The organism is Allobosea sp. FBZP-16, from assembly GCF_002831785.1.
Lineage (GTDB): Bacteria > Pseudomonadota > Alphaproteobacteria > Rhizobiales > Beijerinckiaceae > Allobosea > Allobosea lupini.
In genome coordinates, this window is sequence record NZ_LNCQ01000032.1 from 371,294 (window position 1) to 392,807 (window position 21,514).

Here is a 21,514-nt window from a genome sequence, read left to right on the forward strand (position 1 = left end):
CGGGATCACCCCAAAGCCTTGCGGGCGCGCGTCTCGATGACGCGGTTATAGGCCAGCATGATCACGAGATTGGCGGCGAGGACGATGATCGCGATCGTCGCGCCGAGCGGCCAGTTCAGTTCGTGCATGTATTCGTCATAGACCAGCGTCGCAGCCATCTTGAGCCGGCGCCCGCCGAGCAGGCCGGGGATGGCGAAAGCCGAGGCCGAAAGGCCGAAGACGATCAGGCTGCCCGACAGCATGCCGAGCGAGACCTGCGGCAGCACGACCCGGCGCAGCGCGGTGAAGTGGGAGGCGCCCAGGCTCCAGGCGGCGGCCTCGACCATCGGATCGAGCTTCTGCAGCGCGGTCCAGACCGGGATCACCATGAAAGGCAGCATGACGTGGACGAGCGCGATCACGATCGCGGTCTCGGTATAGAGCAGGCGCACGCTTTCGAAGCCGAGCCCCTGCAGGGACTGGTTCACGAGTCCGGTCGAGCCCAGCAGCATGCTCCAGCCGAAAGCGCGGACGACCACCGAGACCAAGAGCGGCCCGATGATCACCAGGAGGAAGACCGAGCGCCAGGGATCGCGCATCCGCGACAGGATATAGGCCTCGGGCGCGCCGATGACGGCGCAGATCAGCGTGGTCAGCGCGGCGAGGCGGAGCGTGCGCCAGAAGATGCCGAGATAGTAGTCGTCCGAGAATACGGCCGCGTAGTGGGCGAGGGTGAACTCGTTCTTGATGCCGGTGGTGTGGTCATAGGCGTGGAAGGACAGGATCATCGTCAGTACGAGCGGCAGGACGATGAGCCCGAGGAAGACCAGCGCGCCCGGCCCGGCGAGCCAGAACGGTGTCGCCGCTGAGCGCCCGACACTCATGCCGCCGCTCCCTGCGCGAGCGGCTCGATGCGCAGGCTGGCCGGAGCCCAGTCGAGCGCGACCCTGGCGCCTTCGCGGGCCGGCTCCTCGCCGTCGTTCGGCGCCGAGACCAGGATGGCACCCGCCGGCGTCTCGACCGTGAACAGCCAGGAGCCACCGAGGAAGAAGCGGTTTGCGATGGTGCCGTCGAGCCGGCCTTGCCCTGGCGGCTTCAGCGCGATCTTCTCCGGCCGAATCGAGAGCGCGATCACCTGTCCTTCCTGAAGACCGCTGGCCTCAGCCGGCATGGCGATGCCGGCAACCTCCGCCGCGCCCTTGCGCCAGACGCCTTCCAGCCGGTTCATCTTGCCGACGAAGGTGGAGATGAACGGCGTCGCCGGGTTCTCGTAGAGCCTGTAGGGCGCGTCGACCTGCGTCATCCGGCCCTGCTCCATCACCACGACGCGGTCGCTGATCGAGAGCGCCTCGGCCTGGTCGTGCGTCACCATGATCGTGGTGGTGCCGACGCGCTGCTGGATGCGGCGCAATTCGAACTGCATCTCCTCGCGCAATTTGGCGTCGAGATTGGACAGCGGCTCGTCGAGCAGCAGCACCGGCGGCTGGATGACGAGGGCGCGGGCGATGGCGACGCGCTGGCGCTGGCCGCCGGAGAGCTGGCGCGGATAGCGCTCGGAAAAGCCGCCGAGATGGACCAGGCCGAGCATGGTCGCAACGCGCTCGTCGCGCTCGGCCTTGGCGACCTTGCGCATCTCCAGGCCGAAGGCGACATTCTCGGCCACCGTCATGTGCGGGAACAGCGCATAGCTCTGGAAGACGATGCCGAGGCCGCGCTTGTTCGGGGTCTCGCGGGTGATGTCGCGGCCGTCCAGCATGATCGTGCCGGTGGTCGGCTCGACCAGCCCGGCGATCATCTGCAGCGTCGTGGTCTTGCCGCAGCCGGAGGGACCGAGCAGCGAGACGAACTCGCCCTTGGCGACGCTGAGATCGATGTCGCGCGCTGCGGCGAAATCGCCGTAGACCTTGCTCAGCTTGTCCAGCGTCAGGAAGCCCATGACCTCTCCCGCTCGGCTTGCCCCGCCCACTCATCGGGGTCTTTTGCCCTCATGCGTTCCAGAAGCCGGAGCGGTGGAATTTCGTCAACGCATAATTCCATATGAGAGAATTTTTATCTTATGAATTCCTGTATATGAAATTTATTGCGAGCATGTGCTGGAATGATTAGCGTGGGTGAATGACTGATTCCGCCGAGCCCCTTTCCAGCCTACGACGCGCCCTCGGCCTGCTGCGCCTGGTCGGGGCGGCGGATGCCGGCGGCATCCGTCTGAAGGATCTCGCCGAGCAGGCTGGCTGCAGCCAGCCGACCGCGCATCGCGCCCTGCAGGACCTCGCCGCCGAAGGCTTCGTCGAGCAGATCGGCAAGCGCTACCGGCTGGCGCTCGACTTTTTCGTGCTGGCGGCCCGGGCCGGCCATGCCGACGGCCTGCGCGATCTCGCCAAGCCGGTGCTGCTGCGCCTCTCGGCGACGCTGACCGACACGATCTTCCTGCTGGTGCGCAACGGCTATGAAGCCGTCTGTCTCGACCGGATCGAGGGGCCGTTCCCGATCCGCTCCTTCACCGGCGACATCGGCGGCAAGGTGCCGCTCGGGCTGGGGCAGGGGAGCCTTGCCATCCTCGCCCATCTGCCCAAGGCCGAGCGCGAAGCGGTGATCCGCTTCAACGTGCCGCGCCTGCTGGATCGCGGCTTCCTCGACGAGGCGGCGCTGCGCGTCGAACTGGAGAAGGCACGCGCGCAAGGCTGGGTCAATCTCAACACCGGGCTGATCCCGGGGATGGCAGGTCTCGGCGTGCCGGTTTTCGATGCGCAGGGGCGCGCCGTCGCGGCCCTCAGCGTCGGCACGTTGGCGGATCGCTTGCGGCCCGAGCGACTGCCCGGCGTCGTCGCCATCCTCAAGGCGGAGGCAGCGACCTTGGGCGCGATGCTCAACCCGTTCGACACGGCGCTTCGCCACCCCTCGCGCAGCCTGAGCGCGGTGGCATGATCCTGGTCTGCGGCGAGGCGCTGGTCGATCTCTTCCTCGATCCGCCCGAGGGAGCCGAAATGGCCGGGCGCGCCGTGGCCGGCGGTTCGCCCTTCAATGTCGCGATCGGGCTGGCGCGGCTGGGCGTGCCCGCCGGCTTCCTAGGTGCGATTTCCCGCGACGGCATCGGCGCGATGCTGGCGGGGCGGCTGAGGCAGGAAGGCGTCGATCCCCGCTTCATCGTCCGCACCGACCGGCTCTCGACGATATCGGCCGTCACGACAGGGACGGACGGGCAGCCCAGCTACGGTTTTCACGGCGAGGGCGCGGCCGACCGTTTCCTGATGCCGGCCGATCTGCCGTCCGCATTGCCGCCTGAGATACGGGCGCTGACCTTCGGTTCCTACAGCATGGTGGTCGAGCCGACCGGTGCGACGCTGGCTTCGCTGGCCGCGCGCGAGCATGGCCGGCTCGTGATCAGCGTCGATCCGAACCTGCGACCGAGCGTGGTGCCGGACATGGCGTTGTGGGCGCGCGCTGCCGAGCGCTTCTACCGCACCGCGACGATCATCAAGGCGAGCGAGGAGGATGTCCGCATCGCCTGGGGCGGGAAGCTGTCGCTGCAGGAGGCTGCCGCCTATTGGCTGGGGCTCGGCGCGAAGCTGGTGGCGATCACGCGCGGCGCGGATGGCGCGATCGGCTTCTGCGCCGGGGGAAGCGTCGAGGTGCCGGCCAAAATGGTCAGCGTCCGCGATACTGTCGGCGCCGGCGACAGTTTCCATGCCGCCTTGCTGGGGCGGCTGTCGCAAACGGATCGATTGAGCATCGAAGGTGTCGCCGGGCTCGACCTGGCAATATTGGGCGATCTGCTGAACTACGCCGCGACTGCTGCGTCCATCACGGTCGGTCGCCGCGGCGCCGATCTGCCGAAAGCGGTAGAGCTGGAAGCGCAGCTCGCCCGTTCGGGCTGACGATCCTCCCTCTGCATATCCGTCCTGCCCGGCTCCTGCCGTGACCTTGCCGCCATCGATATGCTACTTCGAATTGTCGCTGCGGCGGCCGGTCGCAATCGCCACGGAGAATGATCGTGCTGGAGAAGGCCTGGGCGGATCTTGCCGCGCATCGCACTCGAACCGTCTCGCAGCATCTGCGCGAGCTCTTTGCCGCCGACATCAATCGCTTCCAGACCTTGTCGGCCCGGCTCGAAGACCTCCTGCTCGACTATTCCAAGACGGCGGTGACGGCCGAGACGATCGAGCTGCTGCTGGCGCTCGCAAAGGCGGCCGATGTCGAAGCCAAGCGCGACGCGATGTTCGCCGGCGAGCCGATCAACACGACGGAAGGGCGGGCCGTGCTGCACACAGCGCTGCGCAACCAGTCCGGAAAACCGGTCATGGTCGATGGCGTCGACGTCATGCCAGAGGTGAACGCCGTTCTGGAGCGGATGTCCGCCTTCGCCGATGGTATCCGCAGCGGCAAGATCGCGGCTGCCGATGGCGAGCGCTTCACCGATGTCGTCAATATCGGCATCGGTGGTTCCGATCTCGGGCCGGTGATGGCGACGCTGGCGCTGGCGCCCTACCATGACGGGCCGCGCCTGCATTACGTCTCCAATGTCGACGGCGCCCATATCGCCGACACACTGGCGAAGCTCGATCCAGCCCGAACGCTGGTGATCGTGGCATCAAAAACCTTCACCACGATCGAGACCATGACCAATGCCGCGACGGCGCGGCGCTGGATCGCAGAGGCGCTCGGCGAAGACGCCGTGGCCAGGCATTTCGCCGCTGTCTCGACCGCGCTCGACAAGGTCGCAGCCTTCGGCATCCAGCCGGAGCGGATCTTCGGCTTCTGGGACTGGGTCGGCGGGCGCTATTCGGTCTGGTCGGCGATCGGCCTACCGGTGATGATCGCGATCGGGCCCGAGAACTTTCGTGCCTTCCTCGCCGGTGGGCATGCGATGGACGAGCATTTCCGCACCGCGCCGCTGGCGCAGAACCTGCCGGTGCTGTTCGGCCTGATCGGGCTCTGGCATCGCGAGACCTGCGGCTACCCGGCCCGCGCGGTCCTGCCTTACGACCAGCGCCTCGCAAGGCTGCCGGCCTATCTGCAGCAGCTCGACATGGAGTCGAACGGCAAGCGCGTGCACAAGGCGGGCGGGGCGGTGACGCGGCCGACCGGGCCGCTGGTCTGGGGCGAGCCCGGCACCAACGGCCAGCACGCCTTCTTCCAGTTGCTGCACCAGGGCACCGACATCGTCCCCTGCGAGTTCCTCGTCGCGGCCGAGGGGCACGAGCCGGAACTTGCCCATCAGCACCGCCTGCTGCTCGCCAATTGCCTTGCCCAGAGCGAAGCGATGATGAAGGGCCGCACGCTGGAGGAGGCGAGAGCGCAACTCGCAAAGCAGGGGCTGTCGCCGGAGGCGGTCGAGCAGCTCGCGCCGCACAAGGTCTTCCCCGGCAACCGGCCGAGCGTGACCATCGCCTATCGCAAGCTCGACCCGTTCACGCTCGGGCGGCTGATCGCGCTCTATGAGCACCGCGTCTTCGTCGAGGCGGCGGTGTTCGACATCAACGCCTTCGACCAATGGGGCGTTGAGCTCGGCAAGGAGCTGGCGACGGCGCTGCTGCCTGTGATCGAAGGCAAGGCGCCGGCCGAGGCGCATGACGCCTCGACGGCGGGGCTGGCGCGCTATCTGACCAGGCGTTGAGCACCATCAGCCGCGTTCATCGCGCTTTACGTCGCGCTGGGTGATCAGCCTGGCGCTGCGCTGGTCTCGGGCGTGGATCCAGAGCCAGCTCAGCGCGACGCTGAGCCGGTTGCGCACGCCGATCAGGAAGTAGATGTGCGCCAGGCCCCAGAGCCACCAGGCGAGCCAGCCCTTCAGCTTGACCCGGCCGAAATCGATGATGGCGACGCGCTTGCCGACGGTCGCAAGGCTGCCGGCATGGCTGTAGGCGAAGGGTCGCGGCGCCTTGTCGCCGGCGAGCCGGCGCTTGATCGTCGCAGCGACATGGCGGCCCTGCTGCTTGGCAGCCGGCGCGATGCCGGGCACCGGCTTGCCGTCCTGGTCCATGACGCTGGCGGTGTCGCCGATCACGAAGATCTCGGGATGGCCCGGCACGCTGAGATCGGGCTCGACCTCGACGCGGCCGGCGCGGTCGGTGCGGGCACCCAGCCAGGCGCCGGCCGGCGAGGCGCGCACGCCGGCGGCCCAGATGACGGTCGCTGCCGGCAGGTGCTCCGCGCCGATCACGACGCCGTCTGGCGTGCAGGCGGTCACCCGCGCGCCGGGGCGGGCCTCGACGCCGGTGCGCTGCAATTCGCGATGCGCATAGTCTGCAAGATCGGCATCGAAGCTGGGCAGGATGCGCGGGCCGGCCTCGACCAGCACGACCCGGGTTGTGCGGGTGTCGATCCGGCGGAACTCCTCCGGCAGGGTGGCCCGCGCCAATTCGGCAATCGTGCCGGCGAGCTCGACGCCGGTCGGGCCGGCGCCGATGACGACGAAGGTCAGATGTGCCGCGCGACGTTCCGGATCGGCCTGCGCCTCGGCATGCTCGAAGGCGGTGAGGATGCGGCGGCGGATCGTCGTCGCGTCCTCGAGCGTCTTCAGGCCAGGTGCGTAGGGCTCCCAGTCGTCATGGCCGAAATAGGCATGGGTCGCGCCGGTGGCGACGACGAGCGTGTCGTAAGGCAGGATCTCGCCGGTCGAGAGCGCGACCTCGCGCCTCACGGTGTCGATGCCGGTGATCTCGGCTAGCAGCGTGGTGACGTCGTCACGGCGCCGGAACAGATGCCGGATCGGCCAGGCGATCTCGGAGGTGGCCAGCGAGGCGGTGGCGACCTGGTAGAGCAGGGGCTGGAAGAGGTGATGGTTGCGCCGGTCGACGATGGTGATGCGCACGTCGGCGCCGGCGAGACGATGCACGGTCTCCAATCCGGCGAAGCCGCCGCCGATCACCACGACATGATGCGGTCCGCTCATCGGCCATCCCTCGTTGCGGCAGGACAAGGGTTTTGTAGCATGACTGCAGGGCCGGGGCTGTAGTTGGCTCTTCGCACCTGTCCGTTTCAGGGAATCCAGCGTCGCGACTGCTCGGCGCGGTCGTCATAGCTCGCTTCGAAGATCGGGGCGGCGAGCGTGGCGCGGACCTTGAGGATGCCGCTCCCGATATTGCGGAAGCCGTGCCTGGCGCCGGCCGGGATCACGATGGACTGGTTGGCACGCAGGATCAGGCTCTCGCCGCGCAGCGTGACCTCGGCTTCGCCGTGCATCACTTCCAGCACCTCCTCGACGGCGTGGAGATGGAGGGGAGCGCCGAGACCGGGATCGCAGAACTGCTCGAAGATGCAAAGCTGGGCCGAGCGCACCAGCGCCGAGACCCGCATCAGCGTCATCACGCCCTCGCGCCATTGCTCGAGCGGCTGGGTCTCGTGGTCGAGCGGGGTCATGCCGTTGCCTTCTGTGCGAGCCCGACCATCGGCGGCTCATGCGGGATGCGGACCTCCGACGTCGGTTCACCGCTCCAGAGCGATTCCAGCTGGGCGACGACATGCCCGCCGAAGCTCTCATAGGGGATGCGGATCGAGGTCAGCCAGGGGGCGATCCAGTGGTTGAGCGCATTGCCGTCCACCCCTACCAGCATGCAGCGCTGCGGGATCTGCACATTGCTCTCGATCGCCAGCCGATAGGCGCCATAGGCGATCATGTCGCTGACGCAGAGCGCGCCTTCCGGCCAGCCGCCGTCCTCGACCAGCGCCTTCGCGGCGGCATAGCCGATCTCGATATGCGACAGGCCGGGGCCGCTGGCGCGGCGGATCGCGTTGTCCGGTATACCGTGTGCGACGAGCCGATCGATGAAGCCGGAGGCGCGCTCCTGCGTGCTCGAGACGTTCTGGGCCGCCATCAGCACGGCCGGGCGCTCGATGCCGCGCGCCAGCATGAAGTCGGCGGCATCGGCTCCTGCGGCTCGGTTGTCGATGCCGACATAGGCGCCGCCGCCGAGCGGGTTGTGGCGGGCGACGAAGACCATCGGGTCGCCGCGCCGCAGTGTCTCTTCCAGCCCGCGGCTGCGCACCGCGCTGACCATCACATAGCCGGCTACGAACTGCTCGCGCATCGCCTGGAGATAGTCGTCCTGCAATTCGGCGCGGTCATGCGTGTCGCAGAGGATCATGACGTAGCCGGCGGCGCGCAGCGCAGCCTCTGTCGAGACCGCGATCGCCGCCATGGCCGGGTTGTCGAGATTCGGCGAGAGCATCGCCACGACCCGGCTGGCGCGCTGGCGCAGCGCCCGGCCGACCGGGTTCGGCCGATAGCCCAGGCGCGCGATTGCCTCCTCGACGCGCGCCACCGTCTCGGGCGAGGCCCGCCCGCTCTCGCCGTTGACGATGCGCGACACCGTCGAGATCGAGACGCCGGTATCCTCCGCGACGGTGGTGAGGGATACCGAACCGTGATGTGCCCTGGCGGCCCTGGTCTTCATCGCGCTCCCATCCCCGCTGCTCGCCGGAGCACGCGCCAGCCAAATCGGTCGCCGATTTGGCTGGATCACGCGTTCTCCATCCCAAGTTGGGGACGGATTCACCGACCAGGCTGGAACAGCCTGGTCGGATCCGGCTCCAGCGAGTCGGCCTTCAACAGATGCCGGCTCACTTCGGGATTGACAAGCTAGGCAAACGTTTGCCTAAATGATTGTCAAGGTGCTCATCGAGGCGCCGGTTCAGCGGGGATGGAACGCTCATGCACAGCAAGCATTGGATTTCGGCACTCGCCTTGACGGCCGGCCTCGTCATCGGCGGTTTCGCGCAGGCCCAGACCACGGTGCGCATCGCCTGGTATTCCGACGGCAATGAGGGCGAGGTCATCACCGACCTGCTCAAGCGCTTCGAGGCCCAGAACAAGGACATCAAGGTCGTGCTCGACCAGGTGCCCTACAAGGCCATCACCGAGAACCTTCCCGTCCAGCTTGCCTCGGGCCAGGGCCCCGACATCGCCCGCGTCGTCGATCTCGGCGGCATCGCCCGCTATGCGCTCGACCTGCGCCCGCACCTCAAGGACGCGGCCTACTGGGAAAAGAATTTCGGGCCGTTCCTGCCCTGGATGCGCCCCGAGGGGGACACCAAGGCCATCACCGGCTTCATGACGCAGCTCACCGTCACCGGCCCCTTCGTCAACAAGACGCTGTTCGAGCAGGCCGGCATCGCCATGCCATCAGCCAAGGCGACCTGGGAGGAGTGGGGCAAGGCGGTCAAGGACGTAGCGGCCAAGGTCCAGGCGCCGTTCCCGCTGGCGATGGACCGCTCCGGCCACCGCTTCTTCTCGGTCGCGGTCTCCGAGGGCGCCAAGGTCTTCGACGCCAAGGGCGAGCCGGCTGTCATCGACGACGGTTTCAAGCGCGGCGCCAAGCTGGTCTATGACTGGCACAACAACGGCGTGATGAAGAAGGAGCTCTGGGGCTCGGTCTCCGGCACCGCCTATCGCGGCGCCAATGACGAGTTCAAGAACGCCCAGGTCGTGATGTACCAGTCGGGCTCCTGGCAGATCGCCCAGTTCGACAAGACGGTGGGCGACGCCTTCGACTGGATCGCGGTTCCCTCGCCCTGTGGCGCCGGCAATTGCTCGGGCATGCCGGGCGGGGCCGGTCTCGTCGCGATCAAGACGACCAAGAGCCCGGAAGCCGTCGCCAAGGTGATGGATTACCTCGCCAGCGAGCCGGTGCTGAGCGAGTTTTACGCCCGCTCGCTGTTCGTGCCCGGCCATCTCGGCATCGCCGCCAAGGGCCTCGACTATCAGGGCGCGAGCGCGCCGGCCAAGGCGGCGCTCAAGGTCTTCTCGGACCAGGTCGCGCAGCTTTCGCCGGTCGCCTATCAATTGCAGGGCTATACGAGCAACCGCGTCATCTTCAACGCGGTGATCAGCCGGCTCGGCCAGGCGATCTCGGGCGAGGGCAGCCTCGAAGAGGCCTATAAGCGGATGGAATCCGACATCGCCCAGCAGATCGCCGAGCGCAAGAAGTAAGGCGGATGGCCTCCGACGCTCGCATCCCCGCGGCGCAGCCGGAACGCGCCGGCGCAGCGAATCTCTTCGCCGCGCCGCTCGCGATGCTGATGCGCCTGATCGACTGGCCGATGCAGGGCCTGCAGCGGCTGATCGGCGAGCGGCGGATGGCCTATGTCTTCCTCCTGCCCAATCTCGTTTTCTTCTCCCTCTTCGTCTTCCTGCCGCTCATCATCAACTTCATCTTCTCGGTGACGGGCGGAGCGGGGCTTTTCCCCTCCGAGCGGCCTTATGTCGGGGCGCAGCAATACGCCTATCTCTTCGACTGCGGCTCGTTCCTGGATCCATCTTCCTGCCGCGAGGACCATTTCTGGCGCGGCGTCTCCAACACCGCCCGCTTCACTGTCTTCCAGGTCACGGCGATGGTGCTGTTCTCGCTGCTGACGGCGGTGGTGCTGAACATGAAGATCAAGGCGCGCGGCTTCTTCCGCGCGGTCTATTTCTTCCCGGTGCTGCTTTCGCCGGTGGTGGTGGCGCTGACCTGGAAATGGATCCTGCAGCGCGACGGCCTGCTCAACGCCGCGATCACCTCGCTCGGTGGCGAGCGCATCCTGTTCCTGGTCGATCCCAGCTGGGCGATGTTCTGGATCGTCTTCGTCTCGATCTGGGCCCATATGGGCTTCTATACGCTGATCCTGCTCGCCGGCCTGCAGGCGATCCCCGCCGATCTCTATGAGGCCGCGGAGATGGATGCGACGCCGCGCTGGCGCACGTTCTGGCGGATCACCCTGCCATTGCTCTGGCCAAACATGATCGTCGTGATCGTGCTGGCGCTGATCCGCGGCGTGCAGACCTTCGACGAGGTCTTCGTCCTGACCGGCGGCGGCCCGGGCACCGCGACGCTGATGGTGGTGCACTACATCTACGAGACCGCCTTCGCCAACCAGGTCCAGAATTTCGGCCTGGCAGCGGCGGCCTCGGTCGTGCTCGGCGTCGTGCTGTTCGCACTGACGCTGGCCCAGCTCGCGGCGAGCCGCCGCAAGGGGGCGGCATGAACAGGCTCGCCCGCATGGCGACGGCCCGGCGCAATCCCGGCCGCTGGCACTGGACCGATATCGCGGCCTACGCCTATCTCGGGCTCGGCGTCGTGCTGATGTTCGGGCCGGTGCTCTGGCTCGGGCTCTCTTCCTTCAAGACGCAGGCCGGCCTGCTCGAATTTCCGCCCTCGCTGCTGCCGATGTCGCAGAAGGAGGTCCGGGTCGAGGGCCATGCGCAGCCGCTGCCGCTCTTCGAGGTGACGATGGAGGACGGCAGCAAGCGCGTGCTGGCGCAGGTCCGCCGCATCGGCATCCAGGCGCAGATGATCGACCCGGCCAATCCCGGCCAGAGCATCCGCGTGCCGATCGACAAGCGCACGCCGGTGCGTGAGTTCAAGCTCGCGACCGAGAACTACACCGAGCCGCTGGAGCGCTTCGCCTTCACCCGCTTCTTGTGGAACTCGGTTTTCGTGACGGCAGTCGCGACGCTGATCACCCTGGTGATCAACTCGATGGCGGCCTATGCGCTCTCGATCTACGAGTTCCGCGGCAAGACGGCGGTGATGCTGATGGTGATCGGCACGCTGATGATCCCGATCACCATCATCCTGGTGCCGGTCTATCTCGTCATCACCAAGCTCGGCCTGGTCAACTCGCTCTGGGCGGTGATCCTGCCGGGCGCTGCAACGCCGACCGGCGTCTTCCTGCTGCGACAGTACATGCTGACCCTGCCGCGCGACCTGATCGAGGCAGCGCGCATGGACAAGGCTTCGGAGTGGCAGATCTACTGGCGCATCGTCATGCCGCTGGCCATGCCGGCGCTGGCCGTGCTCGCGATCTTCTCGATCATGTGGCGCTGGAACGAGTTCCTCTGGCCGCTCGCGGTGCTGACCAAGACCGAGGCCTATACGCTGCAGATCGGTCTCAACGCCTTCCAGGGCGAGTTGCAGACGCAGTGGCACTACCTGCTCGCGATGACGGTGGTGACGCTGCTGCCGGTCGCGCTGGTCTTCGTCTTCCTGCAGCGCTTCATCACCACCGGCATCGCCAATACGGGAATGAAATAATGGCGGGACTGAGCCTATCCGGCGTCCGCAAGGCCTATGGCGCGACCACGGTGCTGCACGGCATCGACCTCGACGTCACTGACGGCGAATTCGTCGTCTTCGTCGGCCCCTCCGGCTGCGGGAAGTCGACGCTGCTGCGCTCGATCGCCGGGCTGGAGACGATCACCGGCGGGTCGATCGCGATCGACGGCGCAGATGTCACCGGGCTGCCGGCCTCCGAGCGCGGGCTCGCCATGGTGTTCCAGTCCTATGCGCTCTACCCGCATATGAGCGTCTACGCGAACATGGCCTTCGCGCTGGAGAACATGGGCTTCAAGCGCGACGAGATCGACAGGCGGGTGAAGCGCGCCGCCGGCATGCTGCGCCTGACCGACTATCTCGAGCGCAAGCCCAAGGCGCTCTCCGGCGGCCAGCGCCAGCGCGTCGCCATCGGCCGCGCCATCGTGCGCGATCCAAAAATCTTCCTGTTCGACGAGCCGCTCTCGAACCTCGACGCCGAACTGCGCGTCGCCACCCGCAAGGAGCTCGCCGCGCTCCATGCCGAGATCGGCGGCACGATGATCTACGTCACCCACGACCAGGTCGAGGCGATGACGCTGGCGCACCGCATCGTCGTGCTCCATGGCGGCAAGATCGAGCAGGTCGGCACGCCGCTCGAACTCTACAACCGGCCCGACAACCTCTTCGTCGCCGGCTTCATCGGCTCGCCGCGCATGAACCTGCTGCCGGGCAAGGTGATCCGACCGGGCACCGTCGCGATCGGCGAGGCCGGGCATGAGGTCGCCTGTCAGACCGGCAGCCTTGCCGCCGGCGCTGCCGTCACGCTCGGCATTCGGCCGGAGCATCTTGCGCTGGCGGCGCAGGATGGCGGCGTGCCGCTCGCGATCGAGCTGGTCGAGCGCCTCGGAGGCGAAAGCTATCTCTACGGGGCCTCGCCCGGCCTTCCGCAGGTCACGCTCCGGCTCGACGGCCAGAGCGAGCATCAGCGCGGCGCCAGCGTCGCGCTCGCCTTCCCGCAGCAGCATCTGCACCTGTTCGATGACGCTGGCAAAGCGGTTCGGGTTTGATTGTTCGCACTGTCATCCCGGACGGAGCGAAGCGCAGATCCGGGATCCATTCCTGAGCCTCTATCGGAAAGGCTCCGGAATGGGTCCCGGGTCTCCCTTCGGTCGCCCGGGACGACGGCGTGGTTGAGATTGAGACGTTCGGAGATCAGTTGATGAAAGCCCTGACGCAAGGCCGCTATCTCGGCCGCGACGGCGAAGCCGCCTTGTTCGATGTCGGCCTCGGCGCGACGATCGCCATCCGCATCCTCGAAGGCGATATCGGCCGGGTGACGCTGAAGCCGCAGGATGGCTATCGCCTCGACCGCGGCTGGTCGATCGCGCCGGGCGGGCTCGAGCCGCCTTATGAGGGGCGCCGGCGCGATGACCTTTCCGGTTTCACCTGCCCGCAGGCGAGCGTCAGAGAAGGCGAGGGCAAGGTCACGCTCTCGGCCGGCGGCCTCTCCACCGAGGTCACGCTCTCGCCCTTCGGCATTGCCTGGCGCCGCGACGGCGAGGCCGAGCCCTTCCTGCAGGATCGCACGACACAGGCCTATCTGATCTCGCCGCGCACCGGTGCGGTGGCGCATTTCATGGCGCGCGACTATGCCGAGCGGCATTACGGGCTCGGCGACAAGGCCGGCCCGCTCGACCGCACCGGGCGGCGCTTTGCCATCGACGCGGTCGATCCCTGCGGCTTCGACGCCGAGCTCTCCGACCCGCTCTACAAGATGCTGCCCTTCTTCATCGTCGACGGGAAGGCAGGCGCCCATGGCGTGTTCTACGACAACCTTTCGACCGGCAGCGTCGATCTCGGCTGCACGCTCGACAACTATCACGGCCTGTTCCGCTCCTGGAAAGGCGATGACGGCGACCTCGACTATTACGTCATGGCCGGCCCGACCGTGCCGGATGTGGTCAAGCGCTTCTCCTGGCTGACCGGAGGCCAGGCCTTTGCGCCGCGCTGGTCCTTCGGCTTCGGCGTCACGTCGATGGCGATCGCCGATGCGCCCGACGCCGATGCAAGGATCAGCGACTTCATCGCCAAGTGCCGCAAGCACGCGATCCCTTGCGACAGCTTCCATTTCGGTTCGGGCTATACCCAGATCGGCCAGCGCCGCTACGCTTTCAACTGGAACCGCGACAAGTTCCCGGATCCGCTGGCGACGATGAAGCGGCTGAACAAAGCCGGCATGCACACGGTCGCGAATCTCAAGCCCTGCCTGCTCGACGACCATCCGCGCCTGAAGGAAGCGCTCGACCAGGGCTTCCTGGTCAAGGATGCCAAGACTGGTGAGCCGGCCGTGGCGCAGTTCTGGGACGGGCTCGGCTTCCATATCGACTACACCAACCCGAAGGGTCGGGCCTGGTGGCGCGCCGGCATCGAGAGCGCGCTGCTCGACCACGGCTTCACCACGGTCTGGAACGACAACAACGAATACGAGATCTGGGACGAGGACGCGGTCTGCGACGGCGACGGGCGTCCGTTCCGGCAGGCGCTGGCGCGCCCGGCGCAGCCGTTGCTGATGACCAAGCTCTCCTATGAGACGCAGGCTGCGCGCGAGCCGGGCAAGCGCCAGTATTCGATCACGCGCGGCGGCTGCGCCGGCATCTCGCGCTACGCGCAGACCTGGTCGGGCGACAACGAGACCGCCTGGAAGACGCTGCGCTACAACCTGACCCAGGGGCTCAATATGAGCCTGTCGGGCATGTTCTCGATCGGCCACGATGTCGGCGGCTTCCATGGGCCGACGCCCGGGCCGGAGCTGTTCGTCCGCTTCAACGAGTTCTGCGCACTCTGGCCGCGCATGGTGATGAACTCCTGGAACGATGACGGCGTGGTCAACCTGCCCTGGATGTATCCGGAGATGGTGCCGCAGGTGCGCGAGGCGATCGGCCTGCGCTACCGGCTGATGCCCTATCTCTACACCCAGATGTGGCGGGCGAGCCGCGACGGCATCCCGGCCGTGCGCCCGCTGCTCTACGATTTCCTGCAGGATGCGGCGGCGATCGCGGTCGACGACGTCTTCATGCTTGGGCCGGACGTGCTGGTCGCGCCGGTGCTGGAGGAAGGCGCGCGCGAGCGCGCTGTCTACCTGCCGCAGCACGAGGGCGGCTGGTACGACTGGCACAATGGCGAGCACTATCCCGGCGGCGTCACCGTGACGGTTCCGGCGCCGCTCGGCCGTTTGCCGCTGTTCGTGCGGGCCGGCGCGCTGATCCCGCTCGGCGATGCCAAGGGCATCAGCGATGAGCGCGAGGTGCTGGTCTGTGGCGTGGTCGAGGGCGCGTCCGGCGAGCTCTACGAGGACGATGGCGAGACCGCGGACTGGCGCGGCGCCGGCGCGACGCTGATCCGCTTCCATGTCCGCAATGGCGAGGTCGCGATCGAGCAGCGGGGCGACGCCAAGCCGCGCGTCAACAAGATCGCGATCCGGCAGATCGGGCAGTAGCTCAGCAAGGTTGGCTCTGGGCCTGCGGCATCTGCTGCAGGCCCAGTCGAGTCTCGGTCGTCATTCGCTGCCGCGCTCATAGGAGCGCGAGCGGACGGCGAGGATGGCGATCGCCGTCACGGCGCAGCACAGCATCAGATACGCGACGACATAGGTCGGCTTGCCGCCGCCGGCCGTGACCAGCGCCGCTGCGATGAAGGGCGTAGGCCCGGCGATCGCGACGCTGTTGAGTTCGCGGGTCATGGCGATGCCCGAGAAGCGGTAGCGGGTCGGGAACAGGTTTGCGAGGAAGGCGCCCTGCGCGCTGGCGAGGCCGCCGAAGCCGATGCCGTAGCCGATGCTGAGGGCGATCGTACAGAGCAGGAGGTTTCTGGTGTCGAGCAGGGCGAACATCGGGAAGGCGTAGCAGAACACGAAGATCGCGCCGAACAGGTAGACTTTTGCATGCCCGACGCGGTCGGCGATGGCGCCCATGATCGGCGTCGTGAGGATACCCGTCAGGGTCGCGATCATCACCGCGGTGAGCGAGTCGGTGCGGGTCATGCCGAGCGTGTTGGTCATGTAGCTCAGGCTGAAGGCGCTCAGGATATAGGCGTTGGCGTTGTGACCCGTCACCGACAGGAAGCCGAAGAGCAGTTCGCGCGGGCTCTTGGAGAGGAGCTCCCCGAGCGGGACCTTCGCCTCATGGCGCTGCTCGGCCGCCTTCTCCATCGCCGCGACATATTCCGGGGTCTCGTCGAGATGCTTGCGGATGTAGAGGGCGACGAGGAACAGCAGCGCCGAGACCAGGAAGGGCACGCGCCAGGCCCAGCCGAGCAGGGTCTCTTCCGGCAGATAGGATACGAGCAGGAAGCTCAGCGTCGCGAGCATGATGCCGACCACCGTCGCGGCCTGGAGATAAGCGGTGTAATAGGCCTTGCGCTCCGGCGGCACGTATTCCGCGACGAGGGTGACCGCGCCGGCATATTCGGCACCGGCGCCGAAGCCCTGCAGCAGGCGCAGGATCACGAGCAGGATCGGCGCCCAGATTCCGGCCTGGGCATAGGTCGGCAGAAGGCCCATCGCCACGGTCGAGGCACCCATCAGGGCGATGGTGAAGATCAGCGCCGGCTTGCGGCCGAAGCGGTCGCCGATATGCGAGATCACGACGCCGCCGAGCGGCCGGCTGAAGAAACCGACGGCGAAGGTCGCGAAGGCGGCGAGCACGCCGGCCGACTCCGAGAATTGCGGGAAGAACAGCTTGTTGATGATCAGGCCGGCAGCCGCGCCGTAGAGCGCGTAGTCGAACCATTCGATCACCGTGCCGATCGTCGCCGCCGTGACGGCGCGCCGGATGTTCGCTTGTTCGGCCGGTGTCGTTCCGGCCGCGATCGCCTGGGACATGGGGTTTCCTCGAAGCTTCGTTGTTTTTGGGATGACGGTCGGCGCCGTCGCGCTCAGGCGATGGCGGCCGGCAGGTGACGATCGAAGCGCGCCGCGCTCTCGGCGAGGCCGGCGACGATGCCGGCGGAGAGCTCGACGCCGTCGCGCAATTGGCGCTCGCGCCGGGCAAGCGCATGGGCGCCCGGCAGCTCGACGTGGTCGAAGCCGGGGCGGGGCTGCGCCGCATGGCAGCGTTCGGCCAGGACCGCGACCTGGCGGTCGAAATTCTCGGTGCCGCCGAAGGCGGCCGGATCCATCACCAGGATGAAGACCGCCGCGCTCCAGCCATCGCCGCCCTCGGCGCGGCCGCGCCCGGCGAGGCAGCCGGTGAGGAGCTCGACGATGAGCCCGATCGAGAAGCCCTTATGGCCGGCCTCCAGCCCGCCGAGCGGCAGGATCGTGCCGGGCGGGTCGGCGGCGATGACGTTCGGATCGGTCGAGGGCCGGCCCTGAGCGTCCATCAGGAAGGGATGCGGCAGGCTTTCGCCGCGCTGGCGGTAGGCGGCGACGCCGCCATTGGTCATCAGGGCCGTCGACATGTCGATCAGGATCGGCGCGTCCGGCGCGGGCGCGCCGAAGGCGATCGGGTTCGAGGTCAGCACCGGCGTGACGCCGCCGAAGGGCGCGACGCTGCTGTGGCCGGGATCGGTCAGCGTCAGCAGCATCAGGCAGCCGGCGTCGATCGCCGGCTGGAGATAGGCGCCGAGGCAGGCGGTGTGGTGACTTCGCTGGATGGCGACCGCCCCCAGGCCGAAGCGCCTGGCCCGGGCGATCGCCTCGGCGGTGGCGCGGCGCGCCAGCCAGGGGCCGGGCAGCTTGCGCCCGTCCCAGGTCTGGCAGGCGCCGATATCGTTGAGGATCTCGGGCTCGCCGGCGGCGGTCATGCCGCCGCTCTCGATCTCGCGCAGATAGAGCGGCAGCAAGGCAAGGCCGTGCGTCGACTTGCCGAAGAGGTCGCCCTCGACAAGGACCTCGGCCACGTCATTGGCCTTGTCCGGCGGCAGCCCGGCACGCTCCAGCAGGCTGCGCGCCAGTGTTGTGAGATCGTCGGCGCGATAGCGGGCCGTGCCGCGCGCGGAAGGCTGGCTCATGCGAAATCCTCCTGTCGCCCGCTGCCGTCAGGTCGTCGGGTCTTCAGATCGTCCAGCCACCGTCGATGATGTGGGCCTGGCCGGTGGTGTAGGTCGCGCCCGCCAGGTAGACGACGAGATCGGCGATCTCCTGCGGCGTGCCGATCCGCCCGATCGGCTGGCGGGCGACGAAGGCGGCGCGGGTCGCCTCATAGTCGCCCTGCGCACTCAGCCGCTGCTGCAGCGACGGGCTCTCGACCGTGCCGGGGCAGATCGCATTGCAGCGGATGCCCTCAGCGACATAGTCGGCGGCGATCGACTTGGTCAGGCCGAGGACAACCGCCTTGGTCACGCCATAGGCGAAGCGGTTCGGCACACCCTTCACGCTGGAGGCGACCGAGGCCATGTTGACGATGCAGCCCGTCTTGCGCTCCAGCATGCCGGGCAGCGTCGCCTTGATGGTGCGCACCATCGCCTTGACGTTGAGGTCGTAGGCGAAATCGAGATCGGCCTCGCTGGCGTCCAGCACCGTGCCGCTCTGGACGATGCCGGCGCAGTTGAAGAGCACATCGACCCGCCCGATCTCCGCGAAAACGGCGGCGACGGCGGCGGCATCGAGCACGTCGAGCCTGCGGCGCTGCAGGTTCGGCCCGGCTTCGATCGCGGCCAGCGCGTCCTCGCTGATGTCGGTTGCCCAGACGATGGCGCCGGCGCGGTCGAAGGCCTCGGCGGTGGCGCGGCCGATGCCCTGCCCGGCGGCGGTGATGACGACGATCTGTCCTGCGAGCGCGCTCATCTCAGGCTCCCGTCCTGAGGGCGGGGGCCGCGCCATGGCTCCTGCGGTGGACGATCGTTCGCTCCAGCGCCTGCCAGTCCCAGTCGATGCCGAGGCCGGGCTGGTCCGAGGGGATCGCCTTGCCGTTCTCGATGCGGATCGGCGAGGCGGTCACGAGGTCGAGCTGCGGAATGTATTCGAGCCAGCGGCTGTTGGGCACGGCGCAGCACAGGCCGAGATGGATCTCCATCAGGAAGTGCGGGCAGACCGGCACGTTGAAGGCTTCGGCCATGTGCGCGACCTTGAGCCAGGGCGTGATGCCGCCGATGCGGCCGACATCGACCTGGACGATCGAGCAGGCGCCGGCCTCGAGATAGTCCTTGAACTGCGAGAGCGAATACATGGACTCGCCGACCGCGATCGGCACCGTGGTCGATTGCGACAGGCGGCGATGGCCACCGACATCATCGGCATGGATCGGCTCCTCGAACCAGGCGACGTCGAGCTTTTCATAGTGGCGCGCGCGCCGGATCGCCTCGTCGAGCGAGAGGCCCTGATTGGCGTCGGTCATGATCTCCCAGCCGAAACCGACCTTGTCCCGCACGGCCGAGAGGCGCTTGACGTCCTCGGCGACATGCGGGCGCCCGACCTTGACCTTGGTGCCGCCGAAGCCGCGTTCCTTGGCCTTGACGGCTTCCTCGACGAGCTCGGCCTCGTCCATGTGGAGCCAGCCGCCCTCGGTGTAGTAGAGGTCGATGGCGTTCTTGGCGCCGCCGGCGAGACGGTGCAGCGGCAGGCCGGCCTTGCGGGCGCGCAGGTCCCAGAGCGCGGTATCGATCGCGGCGAGCGCGATCGAGGTGATGGCGCCGACCGTGGTGGCGTGGACGCGATAGAACAGCGTGCGCCAGAGCCCTTCGATCTCCTCGGCATCGCGGCCGATCAGCACGGGCGCGAGATGGTCGTCGATCAGCTTGCAGACCGAGGAGCCGCCGGTGCCGATGGTGTAGCTGTAGCCGGTGCCGGTGACGCCGTCGGCATCGGTGATGCGTACCAGCGGCGTCTCCTGCAGCTCGAAGCTCTGCACGGCGTCGGTGCGCTTGACCTTGGGCTTGAGGTCGGCCTGCAGCACGTCGACGGATACGATCTTGGCCATTCCGGAGGTCCTTGTCGGGGAGTGTCAGCGCGCGCCCGGCTGGTCGGCATGCCAGCTGCCGTAGCGGCGCCACGAGGTCGTCAGATGGGCGGCGACGGCAGCCTGCGCGCCGTCCTCGTCGCCGCGCTCGATCGCGTCGAGGATGGCGCGGTGCTCGTCCAGCATCGGGCCGATGTCGTGCGGGATGCGGCTGAACAGGCGGGCGTGATGCAGATGCGGATGCAGGCTGCGGACCGCCTGGGCCAGGATCTCGTTGCCGCTGGCCGCCAGGATCGCCTCATGGAAGGCCTCGTCGGCCTGGCTGGCGCCGACATAGTCCGATGTCTGCCCCTGCAGCGGGGCCGCCTCCATGGCTGCGATGCTTTCTCGCATGCGGGCGATGGCATCGGGATCGCGGCTGCGGGCGAGCTGCCTGGCGGCCCAGCCCTCGTTCAGGATGCGGAAGTCGCGCAGCTGCTCGAACCAGTCCCGCGACGGTTCGGGTGCGACGGAGAAGCCGGTGAAGGACGCTGCGGCGACGAGGCCGAGACCTGACAGGCGGGTCAGAGCCTCGCGGATCGGCGAGGAGCTGACCTCGAATTCGCGCGACAGCGCATCGATGTTGAGCTTCTCGCCGGGTGCGTAGTCGCGGTCGAGGATGCGCTCCATCAGCAGCGCCGTCACCTGATCGACCAGCGCGACGCGCGCCAGAACGGGCTTACGGATCATCCTCTGTCTCCTCCCTGACCATCACTATCGAAGATGGATCATCGATCGTCAATGACCGATCGTGCATGATCTACGAAATGGCGATGCGGCCTCGTTTGCGGCGCTCTCTGCGGAGCTGTATTCGTCATGTCGACAAGGGACCGCACATGACGGACAAGACCATGGCCGTGCCGGCCGAGCGCAAGCGGGGCGAGGGCGTCAAGCTCGTCTACGACATCCTGCGCGACGACATCATCGACCTCGTGCTGCCGCCGGGCAGCCCGATCGACGAGATCCAGCTCGCCGAGCGGCTGTCGATGTCGCGCACGCCGATCCGAGAGGCGCTGGTGCGCCTGGCGAGCGAAGGGCTGGTGACGACGCTGCCCAACCGCTCGACGGTGGTGTCGAACATCGACTTCCTCAACCTTCACACCTTTTTCGACGCGATCACGCTGATGTACCGCGTCACCACGCGGCTGGCCGCCGAGTTCCATGTGCCGGCCGATCTCGACGTCATCCGCGCCCGGCAGGCCGCCTTCGCGGCGGCTGTCGCGGCGCAGGACGCGCTCGCGATGATCGCGACCAACCGCGATTTCCATGCCGCGATCGCCGACGCTGGGCGCAATCCCTACTACACCGGGCTGTTCTGCCGCCTGCTCGACGAGGGCCGGCGCATCCTGCGGCTCTATTACTCCTCGTTCGAGGATCGCCTGCCGCAGCGCTATGTGGCGGAGCATGAAGAAATGATCGCGGCGATCGCGGCGCGCGACGTCGAGGGCGCCGACCGGCTGGCCAGAGCCCATGCCGACCAGATCGTGCAGCAGATCCAGCAACTGATCGCGCGCGACAGGCGCCAGACGCTGGCGCTGTAGCGCGCACTCCAAACCTCGCCTTTTCGCCACTCCGAAGCCGTCTGTGACG

The 21,514-nt window shown here is 67.6% G+C and carries 19 protein-coding genes; 9 read left to right on the forward strand and 10 right to left on the reverse strand.

The window, feature by feature from the left end:
- Nucleotides 1-5: 5 nt before the first annotated feature.
- Both CXY91_RS18490 and CXY91_RS18495 read right to left on the reverse strand, forming a co-directional pair.
- Nucleotides 6-863 carry an ABC transporter permease gene (locus tag CXY91_RS18490; protein WP_100962681.1) on the reverse strand — a complete coding sequence of 286 codons (858 nt, stop codon included), beginning with the start codon at nucleotides 861-863 and terminating at the stop codon, nucleotides 6-8.
- Nucleotides 860-1,915 carry an ABC transporter ATP-binding protein gene (locus CXY91_RS18495; RefSeq protein ID WP_100962682.1) on the reverse strand — a complete coding sequence of 352 codons (1,056 nt, stop codon included), beginning with the start codon at nucleotides 1,913-1,915 and terminating at the stop codon, nucleotides 860-862. The genes CXY91_RS18490 and CXY91_RS18495 overlap by 4 nt, the downstream gene beginning before the upstream one ends.
- Nucleotides 1,916-2,094: 179 nt before the next feature.
- On the opposite strand from CXY91_RS18495, the gene CXY91_RS18500 reads away from it, so the two are divergent.
- The 3 genes from CXY91_RS18500 to pgi all read left to right on the forward strand — a co-directional run bounded on the left by CXY91_RS18500 (nucleotide 2,095) and on the right by pgi (nucleotide 5,593).
- Entirely contained in the window at nucleotides 2,095-2,904 is an 810-nt protein-coding gene (locus tag CXY91_RS18500; RefSeq protein ID WP_100962683.1) for an IclR family transcriptional regulator, read from the forward strand.
- Nucleotides 2,901-3,854, forward strand: a complete 954-nt coding sequence (locus CXY91_RS18505; RefSeq protein ID WP_100962684.1) for a carbohydrate kinase family protein — start codon at nucleotides 2,901-2,903, stop codon at nucleotides 3,852-3,854. Before CXY91_RS18500 ends, CXY91_RS18505 begins: the two co-directional genes overlap by 4 nt.
- Nucleotides 3,855-3,964: 110 nt before the next feature.
- A complete protein-coding gene (pgi, locus tag CXY91_RS18510; protein WP_100962685.1) occupies nucleotides 3,965-5,593 on the forward strand; it encodes a glucose-6-phosphate isomerase in 1,629 nt (542 codons plus the stop codon).
- Nucleotides 5,594-5,599: 6 nt separating this feature from the next.
- Here pgi and CXY91_RS18515 read toward each other — a convergent pair whose 3' ends face one another.
- The 3 genes from CXY91_RS18515 to CXY91_RS18525 all read right to left on the reverse strand — a co-directional run bounded on the left by CXY91_RS18515 (nucleotide 5,600) and on the right by CXY91_RS18525 (nucleotide 8,372).
- The gene (locus tag CXY91_RS18515) at nucleotides 5,600-6,871 is read right to left on the reverse strand and encodes an NAD(P)/FAD-dependent oxidoreductase (protein WP_100962686.1); all 1,272 of its coding nucleotides are present in this window, start codon (nucleotides 6,869-6,871) and stop codon (nucleotides 5,600-5,602) included.
- A gap of 86 nt (nucleotides 6,872-6,957) precedes the next feature.
- Nucleotides 6,958-7,338 carry a cupin domain-containing protein gene (locus tag CXY91_RS18520; protein WP_100962687.1) on the reverse strand — a complete coding sequence of 127 codons (381 nt, stop codon included), beginning with the start codon at nucleotides 7,336-7,338 and terminating at the stop codon, nucleotides 6,958-6,960.
- Complete coding sequence (locus CXY91_RS18525) at nucleotides 7,335-8,372, reverse strand: LacI family DNA-binding transcriptional regulator (RefSeq protein WP_100962688.1); 1,038 nt, start codon at nucleotides 8,370-8,372, stop codon at nucleotides 7,335-7,337. The genes CXY91_RS18520 and CXY91_RS18525 overlap by 4 nt, the downstream gene beginning before the upstream one ends.
- A 257-nt stretch (nucleotides 8,373-8,629) precedes the next feature.
- On the opposite strand from CXY91_RS18525, the gene CXY91_RS18530 reads away from it, so the two are divergent.
- The 5 genes from CXY91_RS18530 (at nucleotide 8,630) to CXY91_RS18550 (ending at nucleotide 15,486) form a co-directional block, all read left to right on the forward strand.
- The gene (locus CXY91_RS18530) at nucleotides 8,630-9,907 is read left to right on the forward strand and encodes an ABC transporter substrate-binding protein (protein WP_100962689.1); all 1,278 of its coding nucleotides are present in this window, start codon (nucleotides 8,630-8,632) and stop codon (nucleotides 9,905-9,907) included.
- 5 nt (nucleotides 9,908-9,912) lie between these two features.
- A complete protein-coding gene (locus CXY91_RS18535) occupies nucleotides 9,913-10,941 on the forward strand; it encodes a carbohydrate ABC transporter permease (RefSeq protein ID WP_100962690.1) in 1,029 nt (342 codons plus the stop codon).
- Nucleotides 10,938-11,990: a carbohydrate ABC transporter permease gene (locus tag CXY91_RS18540; protein WP_091837885.1), complete on the forward strand. Its 1,053-nt coding sequence runs from the start codon at nucleotides 10,938-10,940 to the stop codon at nucleotides 11,988-11,990. Before CXY91_RS18535 ends, CXY91_RS18540 begins: the two co-directional genes overlap by 4 nt.
- Nucleotides 11,990-13,057, forward strand: a complete 1,068-nt coding sequence (locus tag CXY91_RS18545) for an ABC transporter ATP-binding protein (protein ID WP_100962691.1) — start codon at nucleotides 11,990-11,992, stop codon at nucleotides 13,055-13,057. Before CXY91_RS18540 ends, CXY91_RS18545 begins: the two co-directional genes overlap by 1 nt.
- Nucleotides 13,058-13,209: 152 nt before the next feature.
- The gene (locus CXY91_RS18550) at nucleotides 13,210-15,486 is read left to right on the forward strand and encodes a glycoside hydrolase family 31 protein (protein ID WP_100962692.1); all 2,277 of its coding nucleotides are present in this window, start codon (nucleotides 13,210-13,212) and stop codon (nucleotides 15,484-15,486) included.
- 60 nt (nucleotides 15,487-15,546) lie between these two features.
- Here CXY91_RS18550 and CXY91_RS18555 read toward each other — a convergent pair whose 3' ends face one another.
- From CXY91_RS18555 to CXY91_RS18575, 5 genes are read right to left on the reverse strand one after another with little or no spacing between them, the layout of a single operon-like run.
- Nucleotides 15,547-16,869: an MFS transporter gene (locus CXY91_RS18555; protein ID WP_100962693.1), complete on the reverse strand. Its 1,323-nt coding sequence runs from the start codon at nucleotides 16,867-16,869 to the stop codon at nucleotides 15,547-15,549.
- Between the two features lie 53 nt (nucleotides 16,870-16,922).
- Nucleotides 16,923-17,999: an Ldh family oxidoreductase gene (locus CXY91_RS18560; RefSeq protein ID WP_100962694.1), complete on the reverse strand. Its 1,077-nt coding sequence runs from the start codon at nucleotides 17,997-17,999 to the stop codon at nucleotides 16,923-16,925.
- Nucleotides 18,000-18,042: 43 nt separating this feature from the next.
- Complete coding sequence (locus CXY91_RS18565) at nucleotides 18,043-18,774, reverse strand: SDR family oxidoreductase (protein WP_100962695.1); 732 nt, start codon at nucleotides 18,772-18,774, stop codon at nucleotides 18,043-18,045.
- A 1-nt stretch (nucleotide 18,775) separates the two neighbouring features.
- Complete coding sequence (locus CXY91_RS18570) at nucleotides 18,776-19,906, reverse strand: mandelate racemase/muconate lactonizing enzyme family protein (RefSeq protein WP_100962696.1); 1,131 nt, start codon at nucleotides 19,904-19,906, stop codon at nucleotides 18,776-18,778.
- A gap of 24 nt (nucleotides 19,907-19,930) precedes the next feature.
- On the reverse strand, nucleotides 19,931-20,614 hold the full coding sequence (locus tag CXY91_RS18575) for a GntR family transcriptional regulator (RefSeq protein WP_100962697.1): 684 nt from the start codon (nucleotides 20,612-20,614) through the stop codon (nucleotides 19,931-19,933).
- 146 nt (nucleotides 20,615-20,760) lie between these two features.
- Here CXY91_RS18575 and CXY91_RS18580 point away from each other — a divergent pair, with 146 nt between their 5' ends.
- On the forward strand, nucleotides 20,761-21,465 hold the full coding sequence (locus CXY91_RS18580; protein WP_100962698.1) for a GntR family transcriptional regulator: 705 nt from the start codon (nucleotides 20,761-20,763) through the stop codon (nucleotides 21,463-21,465).
- Nucleotides 21,466-21,514 lie beyond the last annotated feature (49 nt).

Bases quoted from the DNA above. Each gene is read 5' to 3' on its own strand.
- CXY91_RS18490 (WP_100962681.1), bottom strand. From the start codon at position 863: ATGAGTGTCGGGCGCTCAGCGGCGACACCGTTCTGGCTCGCCGGGCCG.
- CXY91_RS18495 (WP_100962682.1), bottom strand. From the start codon at position 1,915: ATGGGCTTCCTGACGCTGGACAAGCTGAGCAAGGTCTACGGCGATTTC.
- CXY91_RS18500 (WP_100962683.1), top strand. From the start codon at position 2,095: ATGACTGATTCCGCCGAGCCCCTTTCCAGCCTACGACGCGCCCTCGGC.
- CXY91_RS18505 (WP_100962684.1), top strand. From the start codon at position 2,901: ATGATCCTGGTCTGCGGCGAGGCGCTGGTCGATCTCTTCCTCGATCCG.
- pgi (WP_100962685.1), top strand. From the start codon at position 3,965: ATGATCGTGCTGGAGAAGGCCTGGGCGGATCTTGCCGCGCATCGCACT.
- CXY91_RS18515 (WP_100962686.1), bottom strand. From the start codon at position 6,871: ATGAGCGGACCGCATCATGTCGTGGTGATCGGCGGCGGCTTCGCCGGA.
- CXY91_RS18520 (WP_100962687.1), bottom strand. From the start codon at position 7,338: ATGACCCCGCTCGACCACGAGACCCAGCCGCTCGAGCAATGGCGCGAG.
- CXY91_RS18525 (WP_100962688.1), bottom strand. From the start codon at position 8,372: ATGAAGACCAGGGCCGCCAGGGCACATCACGGTTCGGTATCCCTCACC.
- CXY91_RS18530 (WP_100962689.1), top strand. From the start codon at position 8,630: ATGCACAGCAAGCATTGGATTTCGGCACTCGCCTTGACGGCCGGCCTC.
- CXY91_RS18535 (WP_100962690.1), top strand. From the start codon at position 9,913: ATGGCCTCCGACGCTCGCATCCCCGCGGCGCAGCCGGAACGCGCCGGC.
- CXY91_RS18540 (WP_091837885.1), top strand. From the start codon at position 10,938: ATGAACAGGCTCGCCCGCATGGCGACGGCCCGGCGCAATCCCGGCCGC.
- CXY91_RS18545 (WP_100962691.1), top strand. From the start codon at position 11,990: ATGGCGGGACTGAGCCTATCCGGCGTCCGCAAGGCCTATGGCGCGACC.
- CXY91_RS18550 (WP_100962692.1), top strand. From the start codon at position 13,210: ATGAAAGCCCTGACGCAAGGCCGCTATCTCGGCCGCGACGGCGAAGCC.
- CXY91_RS18555 (WP_100962693.1), bottom strand. From the start codon at position 16,869: ATGTCCCAGGCGATCGCGGCCGGAACGACACCGGCCGAACAAGCGAAC.
- CXY91_RS18560 (WP_100962694.1), bottom strand. From the start codon at position 17,999: ATGAGCCAGCCTTCCGCGCGCGGCACGGCCCGCTATCGCGCCGACGAT.
- CXY91_RS18565 (WP_100962695.1), bottom strand. From the start codon at position 18,774: ATGAGCGCGCTCGCAGGACAGATCGTCGTCATCACCGCCGCCGGGCAG.
- CXY91_RS18570 (WP_100962696.1), bottom strand. From the start codon at position 19,906: ATGGCCAAGATCGTATCCGTCGACGTGCTGCAGGCCGACCTCAAGCCC.
- CXY91_RS18575 (WP_100962697.1), bottom strand. From the start codon at position 20,614: ATGATCCGTAAGCCCGTTCTGGCGCGCGTCGCGCTGGTCGATCAGGTG.
- CXY91_RS18580 (WP_100962698.1), top strand. From the start codon at position 20,761: ATGACGGACAAGACCATGGCCGTGCCGGCCGAGCGCAAGCGGGGCGAG.